The sequence below is a fragment of the Bacillus sp. JHAA genome, assembly GCF_036961585.1.
GTDB classification, from domain to species: domain Bacteria; phylum Bacillota; class Bacilli; order Bacillales; family Bacillaceae; genus Bacillus; species Bacillus velezensis.
This window is the reverse complement of sequence record NZ_JBAMDE010000002.1, coordinates 243,540-261,911: the sequence shown is the minus strand read 5'-3', so window position 1 is coordinate 261,911 and position 18,372 is coordinate 243,540. Positions and strand designations below refer to the sequence as shown.

Annotated in this window: 40 protein-coding genes; all 40 read right to left on the bottom strand. The window is 44.5% G+C overall.

Annotation, left to right across the window (positions count from 1 at the left end):
* Position 1: 1 nt before the first annotated feature.
* The gene (locus V7728_RS05300; protein ID WP_014470554.1) at positions 2 to 1,036 is read right to left on the bottom strand and encodes a DUF3383 family protein; all 1,035 of its coding nucleotides are present in this window, start codon (positions 1,034 to 1,036) and stop codon (positions 2 to 4) included.
* Positions 1,037 to 1,040: 4 nt separating this feature from the next.
* Positions 1,041 to 1,511 carry a phage neck terminator protein gene (locus V7728_RS05295; protein ID WP_042635086.1) on the bottom strand — a complete coding sequence of 157 codons (471 nt, stop codon included), beginning with the start codon at positions 1,509 to 1,511 and terminating at the stop codon, positions 1,041 to 1,043.
* The gene (locus tag V7728_RS05290; RefSeq protein ID WP_103042008.1) at positions 1,468 to 1,857 is read right to left on the bottom strand and encodes a hypothetical protein; all 390 of its coding nucleotides are present in this window, start codon (positions 1,855 to 1,857) and stop codon (positions 1,468 to 1,470) included. The genes V7728_RS05295 and V7728_RS05290 overlap by 44 nt, the downstream gene beginning before the upstream one ends.
* Positions 1,857 to 2,360 carry a hypothetical protein gene (locus tag V7728_RS05285; protein WP_253600238.1) on the bottom strand — a complete coding sequence of 168 codons (504 nt, stop codon included), beginning with the start codon at positions 2,358 to 2,360 and terminating at the stop codon, positions 1,857 to 1,859. The genes V7728_RS05290 and V7728_RS05285 overlap by 1 nt, the downstream gene beginning before the upstream one ends.
* Before the next feature lie 4 nt (positions 2,361 to 2,364).
* Positions 2,365 to 2,700, bottom strand: coding sequence for a phage head-tail connector protein (locus V7728_RS05280; RefSeq protein WP_335371354.1), 336 nt, complete (start codon positions 2,698 to 2,700; stop codon positions 2,365 to 2,367).
* Between the two features lie 14 nt (positions 2,701 to 2,714).
* Entirely contained in the window at positions 2,715 to 3,584 is an 870-nt protein-coding gene (locus tag V7728_RS05275) for a phage minor head protein (RefSeq protein ID WP_335371353.1), read from the bottom strand.
* Between the two features lie 11 nt (positions 3,585 to 3,595).
* A complete protein-coding gene (locus V7728_RS05270) occupies positions 3,596 to 3,799 on the bottom strand; it encodes a DUF7302 family protein (protein ID WP_014470560.1) in 204 nt (67 codons plus the stop codon).
* 13 nt (positions 3,800 to 3,812) lie between these two features.
* Positions 3,813 to 4,673: a phage major capsid protein gene (locus tag V7728_RS05265; RefSeq protein WP_014470561.1), complete on the bottom strand. Its 861-nt coding sequence runs from the start codon at positions 4,671 to 4,673 to the stop codon at positions 3,813 to 3,815.
* Positions 4,674 to 4,687: 14 nt separating this feature from the next.
* The gene (locus V7728_RS05260; protein ID WP_327997730.1) at positions 4,688 to 5,407 is read right to left on the bottom strand and encodes a DUF4355 domain-containing protein; all 720 of its coding nucleotides are present in this window, start codon (positions 5,405 to 5,407) and stop codon (positions 4,688 to 4,690) included.
* Between the two features lie 266 nt (positions 5,408 to 5,673).
* A complete protein-coding gene (locus tag V7728_RS05255; RefSeq protein WP_335371352.1) occupies positions 5,674 to 7,107 on the bottom strand; it encodes a phage portal protein in 1,434 nt (477 codons plus the stop codon).
* 3 nt (positions 7,108 to 7,110) lie between these two features.
* Positions 7,111 to 8,316, bottom strand: a complete 1,206-nt coding sequence (locus V7728_RS05250) for a PBSX family phage terminase large subunit (RefSeq protein ID WP_335371351.1) — start codon at positions 8,314 to 8,316, stop codon at positions 7,111 to 7,113.
* Complete coding sequence (terS, locus tag V7728_RS05245) at positions 8,303 to 9,058, bottom strand: phage terminase small subunit (protein ID WP_335371350.1); 756 nt, start codon at positions 9,056 to 9,058, stop codon at positions 8,303 to 8,305. Before terS ends, V7728_RS05250 begins: the two co-directional genes overlap by 14 nt.
* 162 nt (positions 9,059 to 9,220) lie before the next feature.
* The gene (locus V7728_RS05240; RefSeq protein WP_335371349.1) at positions 9,221 to 9,517 is read right to left on the bottom strand and encodes a YjcQ family protein; all 297 of its coding nucleotides are present in this window, start codon (positions 9,515 to 9,517) and stop codon (positions 9,221 to 9,223) included.
* A gap of 390 nt (positions 9,518 to 9,907) precedes the next feature.
* Complete coding sequence (locus V7728_RS05235) at positions 9,908 to 10,369, bottom strand: sigma factor-like helix-turn-helix DNA-binding protein (protein ID WP_007408601.1); 462 nt, start codon at positions 10,367 to 10,369, stop codon at positions 9,908 to 9,910.
* Positions 10,369 to 10,575: a hypothetical protein gene (locus V7728_RS05230; RefSeq protein WP_016938703.1), complete on the bottom strand. Its 207-nt coding sequence runs from the start codon at positions 10,573 to 10,575 to the stop codon at positions 10,369 to 10,371. The genes V7728_RS05235 and V7728_RS05230 overlap by 1 nt, the downstream gene beginning before the upstream one ends.
* A 14-nt stretch (positions 10,576 to 10,589) precedes the next feature.
* Positions 10,590 to 10,718: a hypothetical protein gene (locus tag V7728_RS05225; RefSeq protein ID WP_014470571.1), complete on the bottom strand. Its 129-nt coding sequence runs from the start codon at positions 10,716 to 10,718 to the stop codon at positions 10,590 to 10,592.
* Positions 10,719 to 10,893: 175 nt separating this feature from the next.
* Positions 10,894 to 11,097, bottom strand: a complete 204-nt coding sequence (locus tag V7728_RS05220; RefSeq protein ID WP_335371348.1) for a hypothetical protein — start codon at positions 11,095 to 11,097, stop codon at positions 10,894 to 10,896.
* 55 nt (positions 11,098 to 11,152) lie between these two features.
* Positions 11,153 to 11,443 carry a hypothetical protein gene (locus tag V7728_RS05215; RefSeq protein WP_014471510.1) on the bottom strand — a complete coding sequence of 97 codons (291 nt, stop codon included), beginning with the start codon at positions 11,441 to 11,443 and terminating at the stop codon, positions 11,153 to 11,155.
* Positions 11,444 to 11,476: 33 nt separating this feature from the next.
* On the bottom strand, positions 11,477 to 11,911 hold the full coding sequence (locus V7728_RS05210) for a hypothetical protein (RefSeq protein WP_335371347.1): 435 nt from the start codon (positions 11,909 to 11,911) through the stop codon (positions 11,477 to 11,479).
* Between the two features lie 6 nt (positions 11,912 to 11,917).
* Positions 11,918 to 12,064: a hypothetical protein gene (locus V7728_RS05205; protein ID WP_174165721.1), complete on the bottom strand. Its 147-nt coding sequence runs from the start codon at positions 12,062 to 12,064 to the stop codon at positions 11,918 to 11,920.
* Positions 12,065 to 12,200: 136 nt separating this feature from the next.
* Positions 12,201 to 12,500 carry a hypothetical protein gene (locus V7728_RS05200; RefSeq protein ID WP_335371346.1) on the bottom strand — a complete coding sequence of 100 codons (300 nt, stop codon included), beginning with the start codon at positions 12,498 to 12,500 and terminating at the stop codon, positions 12,201 to 12,203.
* On the bottom strand, positions 12,497 to 12,907 hold the full coding sequence (locus tag V7728_RS05195; protein ID WP_335371345.1) for a hypothetical protein: 411 nt from the start codon (positions 12,905 to 12,907) through the stop codon (positions 12,497 to 12,499). Before V7728_RS05195 ends, V7728_RS05200 begins: the two co-directional genes overlap by 4 nt.
* Before the next feature lie 4 nt (positions 12,908 to 12,911).
* Positions 12,912 to 13,094, bottom strand: coding sequence for a hypothetical protein (locus V7728_RS05190; RefSeq protein ID WP_335371344.1), 183 nt, complete (start codon positions 13,092 to 13,094; stop codon positions 12,912 to 12,914).
* Between the two features lie 15 nt (positions 13,095 to 13,109).
* Positions 13,110 to 13,298 carry a hypothetical protein gene (locus V7728_RS05185; RefSeq protein WP_069007369.1) on the bottom strand — a complete coding sequence of 63 codons (189 nt, stop codon included), beginning with the start codon at positions 13,296 to 13,298 and terminating at the stop codon, positions 13,110 to 13,112.
* Positions 13,295 to 13,606 (bottom strand): hypothetical protein, encoded by a 312-nt coding sequence (locus tag V7728_RS05180; protein ID WP_335371343.1) that lies wholly within the window; start codon positions 13,604 to 13,606, stop codon positions 13,295 to 13,297. The genes V7728_RS05185 and V7728_RS05180 overlap by 4 nt, the downstream gene beginning before the upstream one ends.
* On the bottom strand, positions 13,603 to 13,785 hold the full coding sequence (locus V7728_RS05175) for a hypothetical protein (RefSeq protein WP_335371342.1): 183 nt from the start codon (positions 13,783 to 13,785) through the stop codon (positions 13,603 to 13,605). The genes V7728_RS05180 and V7728_RS05175 overlap by 4 nt, the downstream gene beginning before the upstream one ends.
* Positions 13,773 to 13,991, bottom strand: coding sequence for a hypothetical protein (locus tag V7728_RS05170; RefSeq protein WP_017417270.1), 219 nt, complete (start codon positions 13,989 to 13,991; stop codon positions 13,773 to 13,775). Before V7728_RS05170 ends, V7728_RS05175 begins: the two co-directional genes overlap by 13 nt.
* Positions 13,991 to 14,425 (bottom strand): YopX family protein, encoded by a 435-nt coding sequence (locus V7728_RS05165; protein ID WP_335371341.1) that lies wholly within the window; start codon positions 14,423 to 14,425, stop codon positions 13,991 to 13,993. Before V7728_RS05165 ends, V7728_RS05170 begins: the two co-directional genes overlap by 1 nt.
* Entirely contained in the window at positions 14,422 to 14,697 is a 276-nt protein-coding gene (locus tag V7728_RS05160) for a hypothetical protein (RefSeq protein WP_335371340.1), read from the bottom strand. Before V7728_RS05160 ends, V7728_RS05165 begins: the two co-directional genes overlap by 4 nt.
* A gap of 56 nt (positions 14,698 to 14,753) precedes the next feature.
* Complete coding sequence (locus V7728_RS05155; protein WP_073982313.1) at positions 14,754 to 14,972, bottom strand: hypothetical protein; 219 nt, start codon at positions 14,970 to 14,972, stop codon at positions 14,754 to 14,756.
* Between the two features lie 11 nt (positions 14,973 to 14,983).
* Positions 14,984 to 15,121 (bottom strand): hypothetical protein, encoded by a 138-nt coding sequence (locus V7728_RS05150; protein ID WP_335371339.1) that lies wholly within the window; start codon positions 15,119 to 15,121, stop codon positions 14,984 to 14,986.
* 110 nt (positions 15,122 to 15,231) lie between these two features.
* Positions 15,232 to 15,645: a hypothetical protein gene (locus V7728_RS05145; protein ID WP_335371338.1), complete on the bottom strand. Its 414-nt coding sequence runs from the start codon at positions 15,643 to 15,645 to the stop codon at positions 15,232 to 15,234.
* Positions 15,646 to 15,648: 3 nt separating this feature from the next.
* Complete coding sequence (locus V7728_RS05140; RefSeq protein ID WP_335371337.1) at positions 15,649 to 15,909, bottom strand: hypothetical protein; 261 nt, start codon at positions 15,907 to 15,909, stop codon at positions 15,649 to 15,651.
* Positions 15,906 to 16,280, bottom strand: a complete 375-nt coding sequence (locus V7728_RS05135) for a YopX family protein (protein WP_335371336.1) — start codon at positions 16,278 to 16,280, stop codon at positions 15,906 to 15,908. Before V7728_RS05135 ends, V7728_RS05140 begins: the two co-directional genes overlap by 4 nt.
* Positions 16,277 to 16,549: a VWA domain-containing protein gene (locus V7728_RS05130; protein ID WP_442893526.1), complete on the bottom strand. Its 273-nt coding sequence runs from the start codon at positions 16,547 to 16,549 to the stop codon at positions 16,277 to 16,279. The genes V7728_RS05135 and V7728_RS05130 overlap by 4 nt, the downstream gene beginning before the upstream one ends.
* An 85-nt stretch (positions 16,550 to 16,634) precedes the next feature.
* Positions 16,635 to 16,838 carry an XtrA/YqaO family protein gene (locus V7728_RS05125; protein WP_061527813.1) on the bottom strand — a complete coding sequence of 68 codons (204 nt, stop codon included), beginning with the start codon at positions 16,836 to 16,838 and terminating at the stop codon, positions 16,635 to 16,637.
* An 81-nt stretch (positions 16,839 to 16,919) separates the two neighbouring features.
* Positions 16,920 to 17,072, bottom strand: a complete 153-nt coding sequence (locus V7728_RS05120; protein ID WP_003155895.1) for a hypothetical protein — start codon at positions 17,070 to 17,072, stop codon at positions 16,920 to 16,922.
* Between the two features lie 119 nt (positions 17,073 to 17,191).
* Entirely contained in the window at positions 17,192 to 17,650 is a 459-nt protein-coding gene (locus V7728_RS05115; protein ID WP_335371334.1) for a DUF1064 domain-containing protein, read from the bottom strand.
* Complete coding sequence (locus V7728_RS05110) at positions 17,637 to 18,074, bottom strand: YopX family protein (protein WP_335371333.1); 438 nt, start codon at positions 18,072 to 18,074, stop codon at positions 17,637 to 17,639. Before V7728_RS05110 ends, V7728_RS05115 begins: the two co-directional genes overlap by 14 nt.
* Positions 18,075 to 18,219: 145 nt before the next feature.
* On the bottom strand, positions 18,220 to 18,363 hold the full coding sequence (locus V7728_RS05105) for a hypothetical protein (RefSeq protein ID WP_185855137.1): 144 nt from the start codon (positions 18,361 to 18,363) through the stop codon (positions 18,220 to 18,222).
* Positions 18,364 to 18,372 lie beyond the last annotated feature (9 nt).

Here is an 18,372-nt window from a genome sequence, read left to right as displayed (position 1 = left end):
TTTAGATTGAAATTTCGCCTGTAATGGAGGCGGAATGAACCGCGCCGGCTAATTCGAACGTGAAAGAAAGGCCGTCATACACGCGATTTTTTCTGTTCTCGTCTGATACTTCAGAGCGTTTTTTTGTGCTGATGGTGTAAACGGGCAAGCCGTCTTCATCAGAAGCGACAATCCCATTTGAAAAGGCTTTTTGAAGTACATTCGTAACCTGAACGCTCAACAATGAAAAACCGGCATTCGAGAACGGGATTTTACCGTTATTTGAGAATGCCGATTGAATGGATGTTTCAATATTTAATTTCACCCAGTCCTTGCCGTGCAGGACGTCAATGTACTCACCTGAAGCAGTAATGCCCTCTGACGTTTCGCTGTGGCCTGCTTTGGTCACATAAGCGATGGCTCCCTCTTTGTGGAGCTTTTGCAGCTCGTCCGCTTTCAGGTCTTGCGGGGTGACTCCCACAATGTTTTTGAACTTCCAAGTAACTGAACCCACTGTCAGGGAGCCGACGGCACCAACCAGCCCGGCGTCCGGATGCTCGCTTGTTATCGGATGATAAAAAACGATTGTCCGGTCCTTCCCGGTATAGGAAGTGACTTCTTCCCGATCTGTTACTTGCAGAACGAGGAATTTGTATGATTTTTCTTCCATCGCCTTTGCTGCTTCCAGCTTCTCGTCTGCCGTCGCATCAGCAAGAATGAGGAAGTGCCAATCATTATCAAAATACTCGTCAAAAGCATTCCGAATCGTAAATGTGGCAGCCGCTCCCGCTCCGTCGCTTTCCCCGTTTTCCGGGTTACCTCCGTAAGTACCGATGGCTACTTTTGATGGAGCATTGTCGCCCTGCGCATAAATAGCAGCAGCCTTTTTATATGCGGGTGTTCCTTCTGGGTAATCCGCTTTGACAGCTTCTATTGAGCCATATTCTTTATAGGTGTTGTGTCCGGCAACCTTCGCAAGAATTAGGGGTGTCCCTAACCCTTTAAGATTCGACGGTTTCACCAGGTCGATTTTGACCGTTACATCACTAAGTGGCATGTGTTTAACCTCCTATGGTTTCTATTTGCGCGGAATCAAAAAACTCCGCTTGTGTCTCGCCATAAGCCGCTCGCGTTCTAAGACGCATATCAAAGCCGTGACGGCGTTCTGTGTCTATCGTGATAAATGTATCCCGATTCCCGAAGCCATCGTTTCTCACCCACGCCATGCCGTTATCATGAAGCGTTTGGCGCGCGTCAGCAGTTTTGAAGTAAGAAGCTGTTTCTTGAGCAAGAGAAATGACTTCAATGTGACTGTTTGAAATCCATGTAAAAGAAAAAACCAGCTCAATGTCTTCCGTTAACACTCCTTGTTCCTCAACACCCCTGTGTTGCGGTAAATACGGAGAAGTAACGGTATACGTGCAAAAAGGGTATTCAGGCTGTTTACCTGTCCCGTTTGCTTCGATAACGACATGGCCGGTTTTCTCTTTAATCATTCTGAGAACCGTTCTGATTATGCTGTTGTAATCCATCTGAATTGCTCACCGCCTTTAAGATATAGGAATTGAAATCGGCGTATGTCCCGTATGGCGTCATTGCTTCCACCAAAAAGGTTACTCCATCAAAAACCACTTGAGCTTTGAAAGGGATTTTCCTCTGGAAGTACAGTTGCCTGTCCATCTGTGTAAGCCGTCCGCCGGATTGATAAATTAATTGCGCCTGCAATGGGACAATAGCGCCTTTTTCTTCCGATTCCACCGGCTTGCCCTCTACCCATTTTCCGAGATCGTCATAAAACCCCTCAGACGCCGGGAGCAACAATGTAAAATCAACGCTGTATTTCTCAATCAGATCACCGAACTGAAAGTGATTTTTCATTAGCTTTCAACCTCGTAATCCATAGAACCGATCATTTCCCCGGTATCTACTAACGGATTTGAAGAGCCTTTTTCCTCCATTGTAAAAGGATGATTGGCAGGACTCCGCAAGTCTCTTGCATAAGTCTGCAGCCGGCCCTTTGCCAGTAATCCGACCGCGTTCATGATGTCATTAATAGAATCGCCGTTCTCTATGGCTCTATTGACCAGTTCCTCTACCTTTTGTACAATCTCAGCTTCATTTTCATCCCAGCCAGACCGTAAGAATGACCGTTCAGGGATATTAATAAATTGTGTATCCTTCTTGAGATAAAGACCTTTGGCAGCAAGATAATTCCGCATGCGCTCAGTTACAGCAATACGGCAACCGAACTCGTGAACAGCCGCGATCATTTGGCGGTCGCCGTCCAGCACACCGACTTTCATTTTTCCTTTTGGTCCAAGGTTCCTAAGTAATTCCGGTATACGGTTTGTATCCCGCACCCGGATATTTCGGCGCCCCATTTGATCACCTCAATGGTTTAAAACGAATTTTTTTGTATGGCCGAAAAAAATCAAACGCAGGTTTATACCTTACGTCATCCGCCGTGTATGTCTTGCTCATTCCGCCAATTGATTCAGCCTGGACGCCTTTCGGGCTATCCCGGTCTATTTCAATCATGAGGGCAATTCCTTTTTTCACGGGGCCCGGTAATAATTCAACTCCATCCGGCCCCACAAAAGAGTTATTGCAATAATCCTTAACAAAAGAAATTGCGTCTTCAAGGTCAATTTGTAGCTTTGCATCCTGCGAGGTGTCATCCTCGGGGATTCCCAACCGTATTTTTAATTCTGACAGGTCCATTTCTCTCAGTCCTTTCAAAGCACGGGTTCATATGTCGCGAAGCACCTGCAATTTATATCATTTGAGGGATCTCCGCTTTGTCCCGGTGCCGGCGCCCTCACAGACTTGCCGTTTTTATCTTGACCGAGATCAAACAGCTCATTTACAAACCTGGCCTGGCCTTCTAAATGAACATGATCCGCGTTTCTTCCCTCACGAACCCGCTCGTCACCCATGTTGTGCCATATCTTTTTCATGGCAATACCATTGGAATCAGCTTTCGTAGCTGCGTCCAGTGTCGCTTTCTCCCGCACTCGATGCATTTCTGTTCTGGCAATGCGCTGCGCACGGCTATAACTGACACCCACATCAGCTTGCAGCTCCTTCGCTACCTGAACAAAGCGTTTCCGCTCAATAAAGCCGCGTTCAATCGTATGAGTGATCTTCTGAACTGTCTTTTTACGGTCGGTTTCGATTGCTTTGAGCATATTTTTGCTTGTGATAGTCTGCGAGATTGATGCGGGCGCCGCCCATGTGACAGGCAATTTTCCTTTCGATGAACGGGACAATTTAAAGCCGACGGCCGATAGGATACCAAGCATGAGCCAGTTATACGATGACTCGTAGGTTTCATTCAGAAAATCAAGAACAGCCGTTTTAACCTTTGCAGAAAGGGCAGTAATCAATGACGCTATATCCTTCTTAATCTGAGAAAGATCATTACTCCGATTCGCGTCAGCAAGGCTGATTTCGCGCCCTTTATCAAGCTTGACAAACAGAGCAGTCAACTTGGAAAGTATTTTTTCGGAAGTACCACGAAAAAGCCGCTTCAGCTTCCGTAAAAACTCCTGCATCTTACGGGTTAACGGCTTCAAAAGCTCTTTTTCAGTTTGTTCTTTATCCACCGCTATCCCTCCTATTCATCAGATGCTTTTTCACCAGCGTCAGCAGATTCTTGATTCTCTTCATCTGTTGTTTTGTCCGCTGCCTTTTTGCTGTTTTTTTCAGCTTTTTTAATGGGCGACTGTACTTTTTTGTATCTGTCCTCTTTCAAAAGCTTATTACCGTGTTCATCCTCAACAAACCAAGTTGAACCGGTATCAGTATTTTGAATCCACATAAAAAAGCCCCTCCTATTGTGGACGGGCTGCGCTTAATACCGCGAGCGCTTCCGGTCTTGTTACTTTGGCGCCGTACAAGTGAAGCCCTTTTACTGCATCAGCAAAACGTTTCTCAGGGCGATACGCCTCGACTTGGGTTGCTTGGTCTGCATAAGACCACGCCATGCCATGACCAGCAATAATCTTATGATTTTCTGTGCCACCCTCTGGTTTAGAAAGTGGAGCATTGTTTGATTTTAATACCGTGAATCCGGCCGCTTGTCCGATAACACCATTTAAAAGGCGTTGTTCTGAAGACATGTTCCCAGCCTTTACAAAACGGTCATCTTTTAGCATTAATCCTTCATACCAAGGCGTTACAACTACCCATCGCCCCTGTTCCGGCACGTCTGCTTCATCCAATTTCACTGAAAGATCAACCAGATATTCGTATGCGTCGTTTTTTGTTGGTGAAACAACTTTTGTATCGCTGCCGATCGTATGAGCTGCATCCACATAATGAGAAGCAATATATGAATCAGCAGTATTTTTCAGAGCGTATGCTGCCTCTTGCATAGCCGCATCCATCAACTTTGGATTTTGTTGAATTTTATCAACATCATCAATCTGAAAGTTGAAATATTTTGACTGGTCAATGAGAAGCTTGCGGCTTGTAGAATCAAGTGTTTGCGCGTTATCCATGTCTTGATTTTTAGTGTAGTCGCCCACACTAACGCGCCCCATATTGTTGATTGTCACAGAGTCACCAGCAGCAGTGATTTCTCCCTCGTAATCTCTGTTAATGACTCCCGTTTGACCATAAACCAATGTTCTTTGTAAATTGCTCAGCAGTCTTGCACTCCATAATACCGGAATAAAATTGTCTAATGCCATGTGTTTTTATCCTCCTATTGATTCTTGTAAAGAGCTTGGATGCGATCCCAGTTTTGATTGACTTCCTCGGGACTCATCTTTTTAATGTCTTCTTCTGTTAACGGGGCTGATGCTCCGCCTGAAGGTGTCGGCGTGCTGCCGTTCTTTTTGAAATGATCGTTTACGATGCTTTGTTCAAAAGTCTTGAAGGCTTCGGCCAAGGTATTCAAATTTTGTTCTGTGGTCGTATCGTCCTGACCGATAAAAAAGTCAACAAGATTAGTAGGCAAGCCCTTTTCCGTTGCAATTGAAAGGGCCGTATTTCTCAACGACTCCCGCGTTTTCTCTTGCTCAAGGTTCTGGAATTTTTCCTGCAACTCACGTAATTGCTTTTGTTCCTCTGTTTCAGGAGGAAACCGCTTTGAAATCTCTTCCTCAAGTTTCTTCGGCAACGTATTTTTCTCATACGTCTTGATCGCCTCTGTCACCCTTGCATCAGATGTTGATTGAAGCAGCTTCTTTCCCTCATCATTTGTTTCTAGGAAAGCCCGTACTGCATCCAGCGAGAGTTCTCCGCCGCTCGGCTGCGGTGCCGGATCGGTACCGGTTCCACCTGCTGGATGGGCTCCCGGTGTTGGATCAGCCGCTCCCCCAGGTTCGGAAAAATGCTGAAGGTTAATGCGCAGTGGTAGCCTTTCTTTTTTCATGAAATTCATTGACGGACTGACTGACTTATCCGTGTTTAATCGTTTCATTTCTGTGTGTCCTCCTTGCCCTTATCAGTTGCCGAAGCCCCTAACAAGTTCAAAAGTATTTCGGTTGCTCTTTAACGCCTACAACGCGAAAAAAAGGCATAAAAAAAAGCCACTCAAAAGAGTAGCTTGCTGCTAATTAGTCAGAAACGTTATCCTTCTTCCTGTTTAGAAACAGAGACTTTTTCACTTCAGCATATATTTCTTCAGATTCAAGCAGCAGGTTTTCGTTTTCCAGCATTCTCAACAAAGAATTAATTCTAAACTCTTCATTCAGACGGTTGTTTTTTTCTTTCGTCCTTTTGAAAAGCTTCCTCATCCTCATTCGCCTCCTGTTCCTCGTCTTCATCCTGATTATCATCAATGGTGTAAGCATCTGCTTCCGCTCTCATTCTTTCAATCTCAAAACGCACATCATCAATGAACGATAGTAGAGCAAGCCGCGTTTCTTCGCTTACCAGCCCTTTGAGTTCCGCGGATGCTTGAGCCTCTTCGAGAATGTTTGCAGGAAGATTCCGCTTGAATTGAAACCATAGTTTCAGATATGCGTCTTTGTCGGCCAGTATCCTTTTGGACCATGCCGAGCAGAGTATTTTATACTGATACCGGAATGCCGCGGTCATTTTGCGTTCCATGGTAATTGCCTTGTGCTCCAGCGCCATAAGCTTATACCGCATGGCAACGCCTGTAATAGTGCCCCCGAAAGAGCCGTCAGAAAAATTGACCGTCTTCGCAAATCGTAAAATATTTTCTTCCAGCCGGTTCAAGTGATTTTCAATCATGGCGTCGTTTATTTCCTTGGTTAAAAATTTCACGTCACCGTTATCGTCGAAGACTTCAAACACACCATTCTTTTTTAGCTTTTCCATATCCTCATCATCGAGTGAAGCACCTTTGACAATCAAGTATGCAAGCCGGAACTGTTCGATTTCGTTCGATGCGTCAGACAAAGTTCTGTCGTATGCATCAATTAACGAAATGACTTTTTCAGTGTCGCCTTTCATTTCTTTATTGTTCGGAACACCAAACAACGGGCATCCATTGAAAAGATGCGGCTTCGTCTCAATAAGATCGTACTTCGTTTTATCAGACGACTTAAACGAATAAATGAACGTTTCATCGTAGAAATCAGCCCGATATGACTCGACTTTTTTGCCGCTCGCCCACTCAAACACTGAATAATACCGCAAAGCATATGTGGGCTCTGTTATATCGTCTAAAGCGAGAATAATGCATTCCCACGGATCAACGTTTCGCAGGCATTCGTTTCCGTCTTCATTAACAAACAGCAGGCGGGCGCCGTAACCGCAGATGGAAGCCATTTTCCCGAGTTCGGAATCGGCGTCCTCAATGTTATTTCTCGTATTGAAGGTGCTCACTTGATCTTTTAATTGCTTATCTTCGGTTTCATAAGAAATGGGATGTCCAAACATATAGCCTGTCTTGGTATCAATGATTTCAGAGTCAAATGAGTTGTTCAGCTTATTGTTTACCTTGTCATCAATACGCTGCACCTTATCGGTTCCCGCGCTGCCATAATCAATGATGGACCGTGTTAATATGGGAACGCCTGCCGGATCAGCCTTATATCTTGCATATAGCCTCATCAATTTTTCACGGACAGGGACGTGTTCATTAATCATCATCTTGATAATGTCACCGTTGATTCCACTCTGGCGAATTAGATTTATATATTCCTTCATTGGTCACTCCCCCTTTCTATGTTTCGGCTTGTTGTGGGTATACAGAGCGTACCGGATAGCATCCAGCACGTCGTCCCATTCCTTCACAGGGTCGCCGGTCTTGGGATTCCATACATACATGAAAATTTCTTTTTTGAAGCGCTCAACCTTGTCTTTCACGATGAATAATTCATTTCGCTTAAACAGACGGGCTACTTCTTCAATACCGGATACGATCGCCTTATCAGCGTTCAGGGCTCGCAACTTCTCCCGCCTGAAGCGCTGCACATGCTCTGGCCGCGCAGAATCGCAGTAGAAATTAATATTGCCATACCGCTCCTTTACGCCTTTCGCTACTTTCACCCAGTAGTCAATTTCCTCATGCTGCTTGGCATGTTCTTCGAGCAAATAAAAACACCCTTGGTCATCTTGCCCGATTACGACAATAGAACCCGGGTGCTCATATCCCCAGTCAACGCCGGCGAAATACTTCTTGAAGTTGACACGCCTGTTCTCCAATTCCTCAGAACTGATATAGTGAATGTCCTTATTGAAGTCCCGGTAAATGACTCCTTCAGACGCCACCCAATAACCGTTTATATCTCGATCGGTAAACATGCCGCTGGGCGTCGATGCCACGATACTCTCCACATACTCCGGATCAAGAAAATTGTTATCGAACAGCGAAAAATGAAATGATCGGATGTTCAGCCGGCCGCTCTTCAACTTTTGCCCGTCTTTGTCGATATAATCGGTTTTGACGGTGTGCATCGGGTTTTCGGGGTTTGTATCCATCATGACCACAGCGCCTTTGTAAGAGCACCGGGAAATGACTTCTTTTACAAATGAATCATGCAGGGCGGTCGCCTCATTCAGAAACGCGCCGGCTGACGTGAACCCCCGCGCCTTTTTCCATGAATTTGCGTTTGCTCCGTCAAAGCAATATACCTGATTACCGAATATCTCAACGGCGCTCGACTTATTGAGTTTCAATTCCTTGCCGAGAATCTGTTCTAAATCATTCAGAACGTTCCGCCTGATAGTTCCCAGGTTCGCCCCGCCAATAACAAAATTCAAACCCATGTTTTGATACTTGCTGACGTGAGCAAGAAACGCCAAAAGGAGCACGAATGTTTTTCCTGCCCTCTTTGCGCCGCTACAAATTAAAATTTTGGGCTGCTCTTTTATGAAGCTGTCCCAAACTTCCTTTTGCTTTTTATTCAGTTCCATCGGCATCCACCATTTTTCTCAACATTGTAGCAATCTCATTTTCTTTGGTGTTTTCGTCGCCGCCGTTAATAGCCTTCTTGGTCTTCTCGATATTCAAGCGCATTTGTTCCAATTTAAGGCGCCGCTCATCTTGCTCATGCGCCAGCTGGTCAAATTGCTTGATCAAGCTCCGGAGCTCCCCCATTGCCCGAGATTGAGCGTTAAGGAATGCCGCCTGCTTATCCCATGCGAATTGTATATCGTGCTGCAACTCTTCCACAAAGTGAGCTTTTGAAAGACTGCCGTCCTCATTTATGCTGAGGTCACCTTTTATTTTAGAGACAATTTTCGTAGTGTCATTTTTATCCTGCACAAACATAATTCGTTGTGCCCGCAGAATGGCCGCGTATTGTATCTGAATCTGATCCCATATCATATCAGCAGGGGAACGCTCCTGAATCTCTTCCATGATTTTAAGCGTTTCCTCGGGCAGATACTTTGAGAAAAATCCATGCGAAACCGCGTTTCGATTTCTCTCCGGGGCGCCGCCGTTGTTTCCCAATGCATTTTTATTACCGGGTGGGGCGCCTGCCTTTTTTGTGTGCACACTTTTTTCAGAGGGTGCACCCTTTTTTCGTTCCCATCCATGCCGCTGCTTCCACGATTTAATGGTGTTCATTGACACCCCGTATTTTTCGGCAAGGTCCTTGTATTTCATGCCTTTGGCGTAATCCTTATACGCCTGAATGTGCTTTTCAGCCATCTACATCCACCGCCGCCTCCTTTTGAATTGAGTTGTTTTGGAAAAAGATATTCCCTCTAAACTGCCACCGTGCTCAAGCCGTTAACCGCCAATTGTCTATCCTGAGACTTACCGGAAGCAGTTTACAGGGAACAAAAAAAGCACCCCGCAGGATGCTCTTGTTCATTTAATCCAATCTCTTAATTCTTTAATAGTGTTATATGTTTTAGCCCAAACATTATTTTGTTCGAGATATTCCATACCGCCAAAAGTAACTTTTGCATGTTTTAGTAATGTCATTTTTACAGGGTTACCCATCCCCCCTCTAATGACAGTTGCATTTTCAATTAAATTTTTATCTCGCATCATTTCAACAACTTCACCGAAAAATTGAAGGTCAACATTATAATCGGTGTATCTAGGCTCACTACCTTTGTCTATTTCCTTTAAGATGCTATAAATTAGTTTTCTGCGATCCATTTCCTCACCTCCCGTCTTATTATCGGTAAATGGAAGGAATAAGGGAACAATTTGCAGAATTTGTCGAATTATTTACATGTCCATTTTTCACCTTTCGTACGCAGTTATATACGAGGGCGTGGTTCCCTTGAATCTGCATATCGTCGTTGAAAGGTGGATGATTAAATGTTCAAGTTTAAAGTAAGTGTAAGCGTGAATGCTAACATAAACATTAACAGAGAGTGCGTATTTCATATGATAATCTCTGTCGCATTAGCCTTTCTCCAATAGGAGGAGGCTTTTGCTGCTACTAAAAAGCCCCACACCCAATAAGGGCATAGAGCTTAATGATCACTATATGAAATTGGTGGGGACGCAGGAATATTTCGCCTCCCCGTCCTGCCTTCCAGTTTACACTGCGGATTTTATCTGATTCAACAATTGCAAAAGCTGACACGTTTCGCACATTTGGCACAAATGGCACACAATATCATTTTTAATGCGTCTGACTGTTTCGCGGGAAACGCCAAGATGCAGCGCGATTTCACGAAACTTCATCCCTTCTAACATACAATCAAAGACAATCCGGTTTTTTTCGTCCTCTATTTCTTCAGTAGAGCGCTCAAGAAAATCAACGATAGTTTCATATTTACGGAGCCGCTTTTCACGACGATCCATCTGACGTAATTCCGCCTGGCTTATTCCGGCTGATCCTCTCGGCATTCCTGCTTCGTCACCGTAAGTAGCCACAAGCTTCTGCCCGGCAAACTCCACCTTGTTGAGAATGCGGCTCAATCGACTGATCTCCCGCAGCATAAAATTATAATCACGAATCCATTCTTCGATTTCCCAAGCCATCATTTGATCAGACATTATAAACTCTCCTTTTGTCCGTAAATAGAATATTTCTCATTCCAACCGTTCTTTTTTTGTTCTGCCAGATATTCAGTTTTAGATACTTCCTGAATTGTTAGGCTGCACTTTTCCATCAAGAAACTTTTCATATTCTCAAATAAATCTTCTTTTCCGCACAAAAGATTCACGATTTTCCCATTTTGATAGGCGAATCCATACTTCACATAAAACACTCCCTTTATTTGCGTCTCAAAGCGCCGCCCTTGCCCCTTTTCAGAGTTTGCATATTTTGTCCCATCATCCGCTGCCAAAAGCGATCTGATCGCTCAGAAACGTTTTTATCTGGCTCCTTTTTCTTCCGCTTCATGTCATCCCTCCTGATAACAAAAAAACGGACACCAACCAGAGCGCAGAAAAGATTCTGTGCAATGATCAGTGTCCGCAGGCTTTCCGTCTTGGACTTATTTATTTTTAAGCTCCCTGGCTGGTATTCAGCAGGTTCTTTTTAGTTCTTGGTATACTTTATTTTACCATGATTCGGCCTAAATATCGAAACCAAGTTGTTTCATGGCAGAGCATACCGCCAATGGCAAAACATCGCCCGGTTCTACATTTGGATTCTTTTTGAATTCCTGATAGTAAGCCACAATTAACTTTGATGATTCGGCTACCGTTTGCAAATGAAAAGGAATTATTTTTTTAAATTCATCTTGAAACATTTCTAATTCAATATCTGAAAATTTCATTGTCACTGGAACCCCCTATAATGTATCTGATAAAACCCATTGATTTATTTTTCCTTCAGAGGCCGGCTTTCTCTTTATATTGCTCCCAAAAGCCGTTCACTTCATCCAAGTAACTTGCAGCCTCGGGGCTTTTGCTTTCAGCCTCTTCCCGAATTGCGTCAAAAGCCTCTTCAAATTCATCGGCGGGCGTCTTTAAAATCTCATATTCATTGGTAGCGAGGGCAGTTGCAAGAGCGACAGGATCAAGACTGTTTAACGGGGCCCATTCTCCCTGCCAATTCCCTAAGCTAACACTTTTCCGTAGGCTCTCAAAAGCCGCAGCCTGTTCTTTTGTTAATTGTAGCATTGTATTTTCCTCCGATTCTTCTTTGAATTTATCTTACTTCACAATGAATTTTGCTGATTCAAATGTTCCGATATAGTTCCACTTGCCGGAATCAGAATAGCAGTCCAGCTGGATGACATAGGTTCCTTTCCCGGTCTTATTTCGGATCGTTTTCACGTTGAATGATTTCAGAGGCGTTGCCGTTTTGAAGCTGCCCCGTTGCACTAAATTCGTATCAGTCAGCCCACCGCCGCTTCGCTTCTTGTATACGCCGGCCGTATAATAAAGTGTGCTTGAGCCTTTTTTCTCGGCTTTCCAGTCCACCGTTGAGGCGCCGCCCGTGTATGTCGCGGCATCCGTAAATACCCGGCTGCTGTACCCGGATTCGTTTTGCCAGCCTGACCATGCTGCGGAAGCAGACGGCGCAACGGCCGCGGCTCCCATAAGTAATACTGCTGATAGAATGATTAATTTGAATAGTTTTTTCATTCCCCATCACCCCATCGGTTCTCCAAGTATTATTTTATCGTCGTAACCTTCACTAACTTTAAAATCAGATAAATATTCTTCACTTATAGATAAAGCAACCTTGCTGTCTAAATCAAATTCAAGTAACTGTTTAATCAAATCGCGATTCGTCATTCTCCATCATCCTCCTTTTTAAGTCCCATCATCACTAACTTTTCATTGAGATGCTCCATATCACATTCACGGCATAAGTCTCTGAAAACTGGGAAAGTATGTTTCTTGTATTCTTTCCTGCAACGCCTGCACTTGCTCACCCTCTTTCATCCTCCATATCATGTCCGCTTATTGAATGAACGCCCAAACCCGAAAGATCATCCGGTCTGTAGTCTCTTTTTTGTGAAGCCTCGTCTTCGGGATGATTTCCTTCATTGACGAATTCTTCAAATTCAACCCCCGATTTGAATCGCAATTCATTTAGGCATATTTCACACAGAGTAATGGTTGTGGAATGGTCGTTGTCATTAGTGAATGTCACTGATCTTACTGCTTTTCGGAACGAATGCAGTGTGCATGTTTTCTTCATGGGTATAGGCCTTGTAAATTCAATCATTTTGTTTCCTCCACTCCGAGAATCTCTTTCATGTATTCGACTGTCTTATCTAGTTCGTACCAACTGCCATCTGCAAATTCAATCCGGGAGCCGCCCCCCGATAGTCTCATGATGTCCACAACGTCTTTTTTATCGAATGAGCACAGGATTGTGCCCCCGATCCAGATTTTTATTTCCTTGTCTATGTTGACAACGCCTATCAACTTTTCAAAGTTGCTCCAAGAAGGTTCAAAGTCAAACCCTGTTTTCTCATCATAAACCTCGCCTTTTCGATTCGAAGTTACGCCGATTACATTTCCGCGTGAAACTCCCGCACTTTTCTTCTGGCGGCTCTCTCTTGTGATTTGATGTAAATCAGCCTCAATCGTTCCCACTTCTTTGCCGTCAAACAATATTTTCACACTCATTCCGTCACCCCCATAAATAATTCACGGCAATCACAGCGCCATATATGATCCAAGAGAGGGCGAAAGACAGAATTCGCCAGTTTTGCCCCCGGATCATTTTGTTTTGTTCCTGAATCGTCCGCGCTAAATCTTCGTTACGCGTTTCCAATTCGATGCATCTTGCTTGAAGCTCTTCGTTTTCTGTCATTGTTCCGCGACCTCCTCACTCATATTTTTCTGAATAACTATCCCAACCGCAACGGCACTTTTGCGCGCACCATATTGAATGCCCTTCTTTATTCCGTTTCAACAGCTTCCCTGTTTTAACTGACGTTTCATACTCAACCGCCATTTCTCCATAATCAATAATCTGGTCGTTCCCGCATTCGGGGCATTCGGTGTATTCGTTCATTCCGCGCCCTCCTTCACAATATACCCCTTCAAAATCGCCTTATTTAGATCATAAGCAGACATGCTGTTCAGCGGATCAAACAATCCGGTCCACGGTTCGACATCCTCATTATTGATAACAAATTGTTTCCCGACGAATTGAAGGCGCGCAAATTCTTTTTTGTCTCCTTTGGTCAACGCGTTCACTCTTTCGGGTTCAGCATCAGCCATTTTTAAATAAAACTTCATGCCTTCATCAATAGCCCGTGCCTGTTCCCGTGTGACTTCAACCTTATCGCTTGTTTTGATTGTGATTTTTGTTCCTGTCATTCCGCGCCCTCCTTCATCATTTCTTCCAGTAAGCTTAAATCATCAGAATCTATCGCAAGATTTTGTTCTCCACAAAAAGGGCAATAAATTTCGGACGTGCTGGCAGGCCTTTCTAAGAATGTCCATTCCTCGCAGTCGTCGCAATAGTATCCGATTAATGTTCCATTCACTTTTGGCATTCCGTGTCCACCTTCTTCCGCCGCATCGAATTGACAAGCGTTTGAATCTCTCTTGTGATCCGCTCGGCCTCTTTTGCGCCTTGATCTATCACATTGAGTCTGTTTCGCTTTCTATAAATCACCGCGTCATGCATGACGTTGTTAACCTGTTCGCTCAATTCATCAAACAGATTGAAAAGTTGAATTGATTTATCTTTGTATGCCATCACTCCGCGCCCTCCAATAACTCAGGATCTTGGTAAATGTCTCCGATGACTTTATTTGTCGCCGTCTCAGAAAACAACGGTCTGCACTCTTCTTTTTTCTCATTGACGATGCACCATGAGCCGTCAATCATTTTCACTTCGCCTATGAATGGCTGCGGGTCATACAAACCGCCGGGCGCTGTTTCCTCCTGTTTAACGATATCGCCCGCATAAATTCGCTTCAGTCTCGAGTGTGTTTGAAACTGATCAGTTCCATTCATGAGAACGGATTTTAAGTCTCCGCTGTGTGCGATCACACCATAACCTCTTAACCATACGGACCATCCGAAAACTTTTCCTTCAATTGAACCCAATTCACCGATGGAAAGGCATATGCCTTCATCACCGCAATAACACATCTGCTCGCCGTCCCAAACTCTGTATGCTGTGTTCATAGAAGCGAACCATCCATGATAAGTACTTTAATGTCCGGATCGTTGAAAGTGCCTGAAATATAGGTGTAAGACATCAGCTCTCCATCTTCACCCTTTACTTGCGAATACATAATGAGCGCATAGTCTCGTTCCACTTCTCGGATTTCATCGTCTTGAAAATTTTCGTAATCGTCCGTGTCAGAAATATACTCGTTGTAAATCCTTTCAGCATCCGTCTCGTCTTTCGCTTTGATAAGCGCGTAATATGGATCATGGATTTCATAAAATTTCATTGTTCTTCCCCCTTCAAATGTTTGGATGTCTGAAATGATCGGGTTGTCGGTGTGGTTCATTCCGCTGCCCCCGGTATAACTTTTTTGATCATTTTCAAAGCGAGAGCAGCTATGTCTTTCACATCTGTTACACGGAAACATTTTCTCTCTTCTGTATCGCACAGAGGAATTTTTATGGCTATGTTGGACTGTTCATAGATTTTATATGTGCTAGTTTTTCTATTGCACAATGCACATGGTTTACTTTCCGTTGATGAGATGCTCCCTATTTTCATTTCGGTTCCCCCTATTTCCACCCGCCGACGGTATTTTGTAGAAATTCATGCACATGACACATAAGCAGCATGCCGCCTGTTTCCGGTCCGTACTTTTCACGGAAGACAGCCAATGCTTGTTCGAAAGCCTGCCTGTAATCCTGTTTCACACTATTTCCTCCTCAGCACCCATGCAGCGCCCACACAATGGGGCAGCGTGCATCTGTGCAGATTTCTAAATCGAGTTTTTTATAATCGCAGTCCGGGCAATGGTATTCGATCATTTATTATCAGCCCATTCATCAAAGCTGTAGGGGTAATCAATACTTTCAATGAAACCGATCTCTTTCGCCTTCTGACGGATTTTCATACATCCTTCATAGCTATAGGCCCATATCTCTTTATAATCCCTCAGCTCGCCGCATTTCCCTGTTATGATGAACTTTCGAAAACTGTTGACCAGTTGCCACATGTTGCCCCCATGCGAAAAACCGTTTGCGCGCCCGTATCCCAATTCATATGGGTAAACGTCAGCGCCCGTGTAATCATCAACGAAGAACAGTTTTTTCTTAAACCTGAAATACGCTATCCGATTCTTTGACTTACAGTAGAAAGTACATCTATCAATACTTGCGATAAGCTTGATCAAATCGTTTATGTCGTTCATTCGTTTCAATTGCTCTGCTGTTGCCATCCCTTAACCCCCGATCAAATTCGGCAACACAGCGACAGCGAAGAAGAAAAGCCCCACGCATGCCCCGACCAGCCAGATATTTGTTTTATCCCGTTTAGCGATAATGGTATGGTCGCCGATCATTTTGAGATCGTCAGAACGAGCGACAAGCGTCGGGATGTAGTCCGGGTGAACCTTTAAAAGCTCGGCCGCCTGCTCGACGGTCATTGCTTCGTCCTTCGTGGCCTTCACGTTCCGTTGCAGTTCTACTTGTAATGGCATCATTTTGCAGCACCGCCTAACATTTCGGGATTCTGATGTACGTTGCCGATTAACTCACCATACATTTGAACAAAATTCCAACGTATTCCACCCGCATAAAATCCGGCATCATCTTCTGACCATTTAACGACTAGATTAAACACCCGGCCGTGTGATTTATAACAGATAATATCTCCGGCATATATTTCTTTTTCCATAAGCTTTTTGCCCGTCCATAAATCGCGGCTGATCAACTCGTAACCAAACTCTTCACAAAAGACGGGAGACAGTTTGCGCGCCGGGCGTTCTTCAAGCTGACTGATAAAGTATGTTTTCAATTCGACATTGCCTGTTTCCTTATGTCGGAATACATATCGGATTTTTATGTTATTCATTCCGTAGCCCCCTCCAATGCTTGTCTGGCCGTTTGCCCTCCGTCGAGTTCGACAGCTGGCGGACAGTCTTCAAATTCGTTTGTATACGTCGTTTCATTGCCGTAAAATTCTAATGCGTTTCTATAACGCTTGTTCTCTGCCTGCAGCAACTTAATATCTTCCTGCGCCTGCCGAAACTGGTTTACCGTGACTTCCTGCTGGCGCTTGTTTTCCTCGATGATTTCCTGTTGTTTAGCAGACAATTCAGCTTGTTCAAGAAGCCATCCCATTTCCTTTTGTGGAATATACGTAAGCCCTTTTAACCACTCAATTCTCTCTTTCATGCCCGTTCCTCCCCCGCAGGGGGAACCCCTGCTATTTGAATTTGTGGCCGATCTCGTAATCACAACGAGCCAGGCCGCCTTTTATTGTTTGAATGATTGTTTTACCGTGTTCCGGGGCGTCCATTAGATGAGCAGTCCCTTCAGTGCCATCTAAAACGATGATGCGGACTTTCCCCGGCTCGATGCTTTGCTGAATAGTTGTTTCATAATTTTTTATTTCTGTTGGCTTGTTCACTCTGGCCGCCCCCTGTGCTATGATAGAAGTACCAGTTCATATCAAGGGCACTGAGGCGCAGCTTCGGTGCTTTTTTACGTTTTATGACGGCAGCCGCATCGTTACGCCAGCAGATGGCTTTAATTCCTCACGGTAGATGATTGGATGCTTTTCGACGTATGCCGCCAACTGCTCCGGCGTCATTTTCCACTCCTTAACTGGACCAGGCTTGTATGGATTGATTTTTTCTTGCATAGCGATAACCTCCTGAATTGATTTTTGGTATTTCTGAACCTCCAAGCTTTTTGCATTCCGCTCCCATTCGACTTGCACATCGTTTGTAATCGGAACAGAGCGTCATGCAGGCCATGAGCTTATCTTCTTCCTGCACCCACAACGGCCGATCGTCTGCGATTACCACGTTTTGCAGTGGTCTTCCCCGCCTTTCTTTTGAGTTTTTTCAGCTCGTCCAGCTCAATGAAGCCGAGTGACTTATCCAGAGCCAGCACCTTGAGTGGTGTATCGTAAAGCCGCTCATACAGCTTGCGTTTGATGGCAAATTCCTTTGTTTCCACGCCCTTGATATCAATGATCTCGATGCTGCCGTCAAGATTATGAACCTCAAAGTCTGCAATATATTCAATCTTCCGAAAAGTTTTGCCGTTCTTTTTGAATGCTTCTTGAAGCAGGAACCGCGGCTGCAGCTTGAAATCTTTGATCTGCTTGCTCATCTTGAGCCACTTCAGTTGCTCATAGTATTTGGCTTCGGCCCGGCTATCGAACGTGATGCTGTCCATCTGCGTTTTTCTGGCGCCGTACTTATTTGCTGGCATGCGATGCCTCCAAAAGCTCAGGATTTTGGTGAATATTGCCGATGACTTCTAAATCAACATGAGCTACAAATACAGTAGTCAAGCCTCGCTTTATTCGCTTGAATCTAAAACCTGGCACCTCTTTTGTCCAATAGATCCCGTCTGAAGCATGTTCAGCCACTTCTTCCTGCCATAAAACTTCTAATAGCTCATTTGAATTATCACGGTGGTTCCTTACAATGTCTCCCTCATAAATCTCCCTGCCGTTTTTGTCCTTCAATCCGGTGTATTGCATTAAAGGTGATACATTTGAAAACTCGTTTTTGAAATAACAAGCTAATTCCTCTTCGTCGTTATTGAGAAGTTCATCCCAGTCAAGCATTCGCGGAAATTCTTGACCGTCTCTTTTCTCTGTATGATAAGCCCGAAACTTAATCTCTCTCATTCTTCCGCCTCCATATCTCTGACTATTTTCTTATCGGCCCGTTCCTAAGTGCCGTCGTTACCTACCGTCAATTTGTTCCCAGTGCTGAATCTGCTTTTCCTTGTACGGCGCTGTGAGGATGATGGCCGGCAGTAGGATAACCGCTTTAAGCACTGTGCATCAGCTCCATTTGTTTGATTTTTTCCTCAAGCACCCGGATCGCCGGGGTAAGGTCCTGGCCGGCCGTTTGCTCGGCGGGCCCGAACAGATACATACCGCCGGATATCATAACGTTTGTTTTCTCTTTCATAGCAATCTC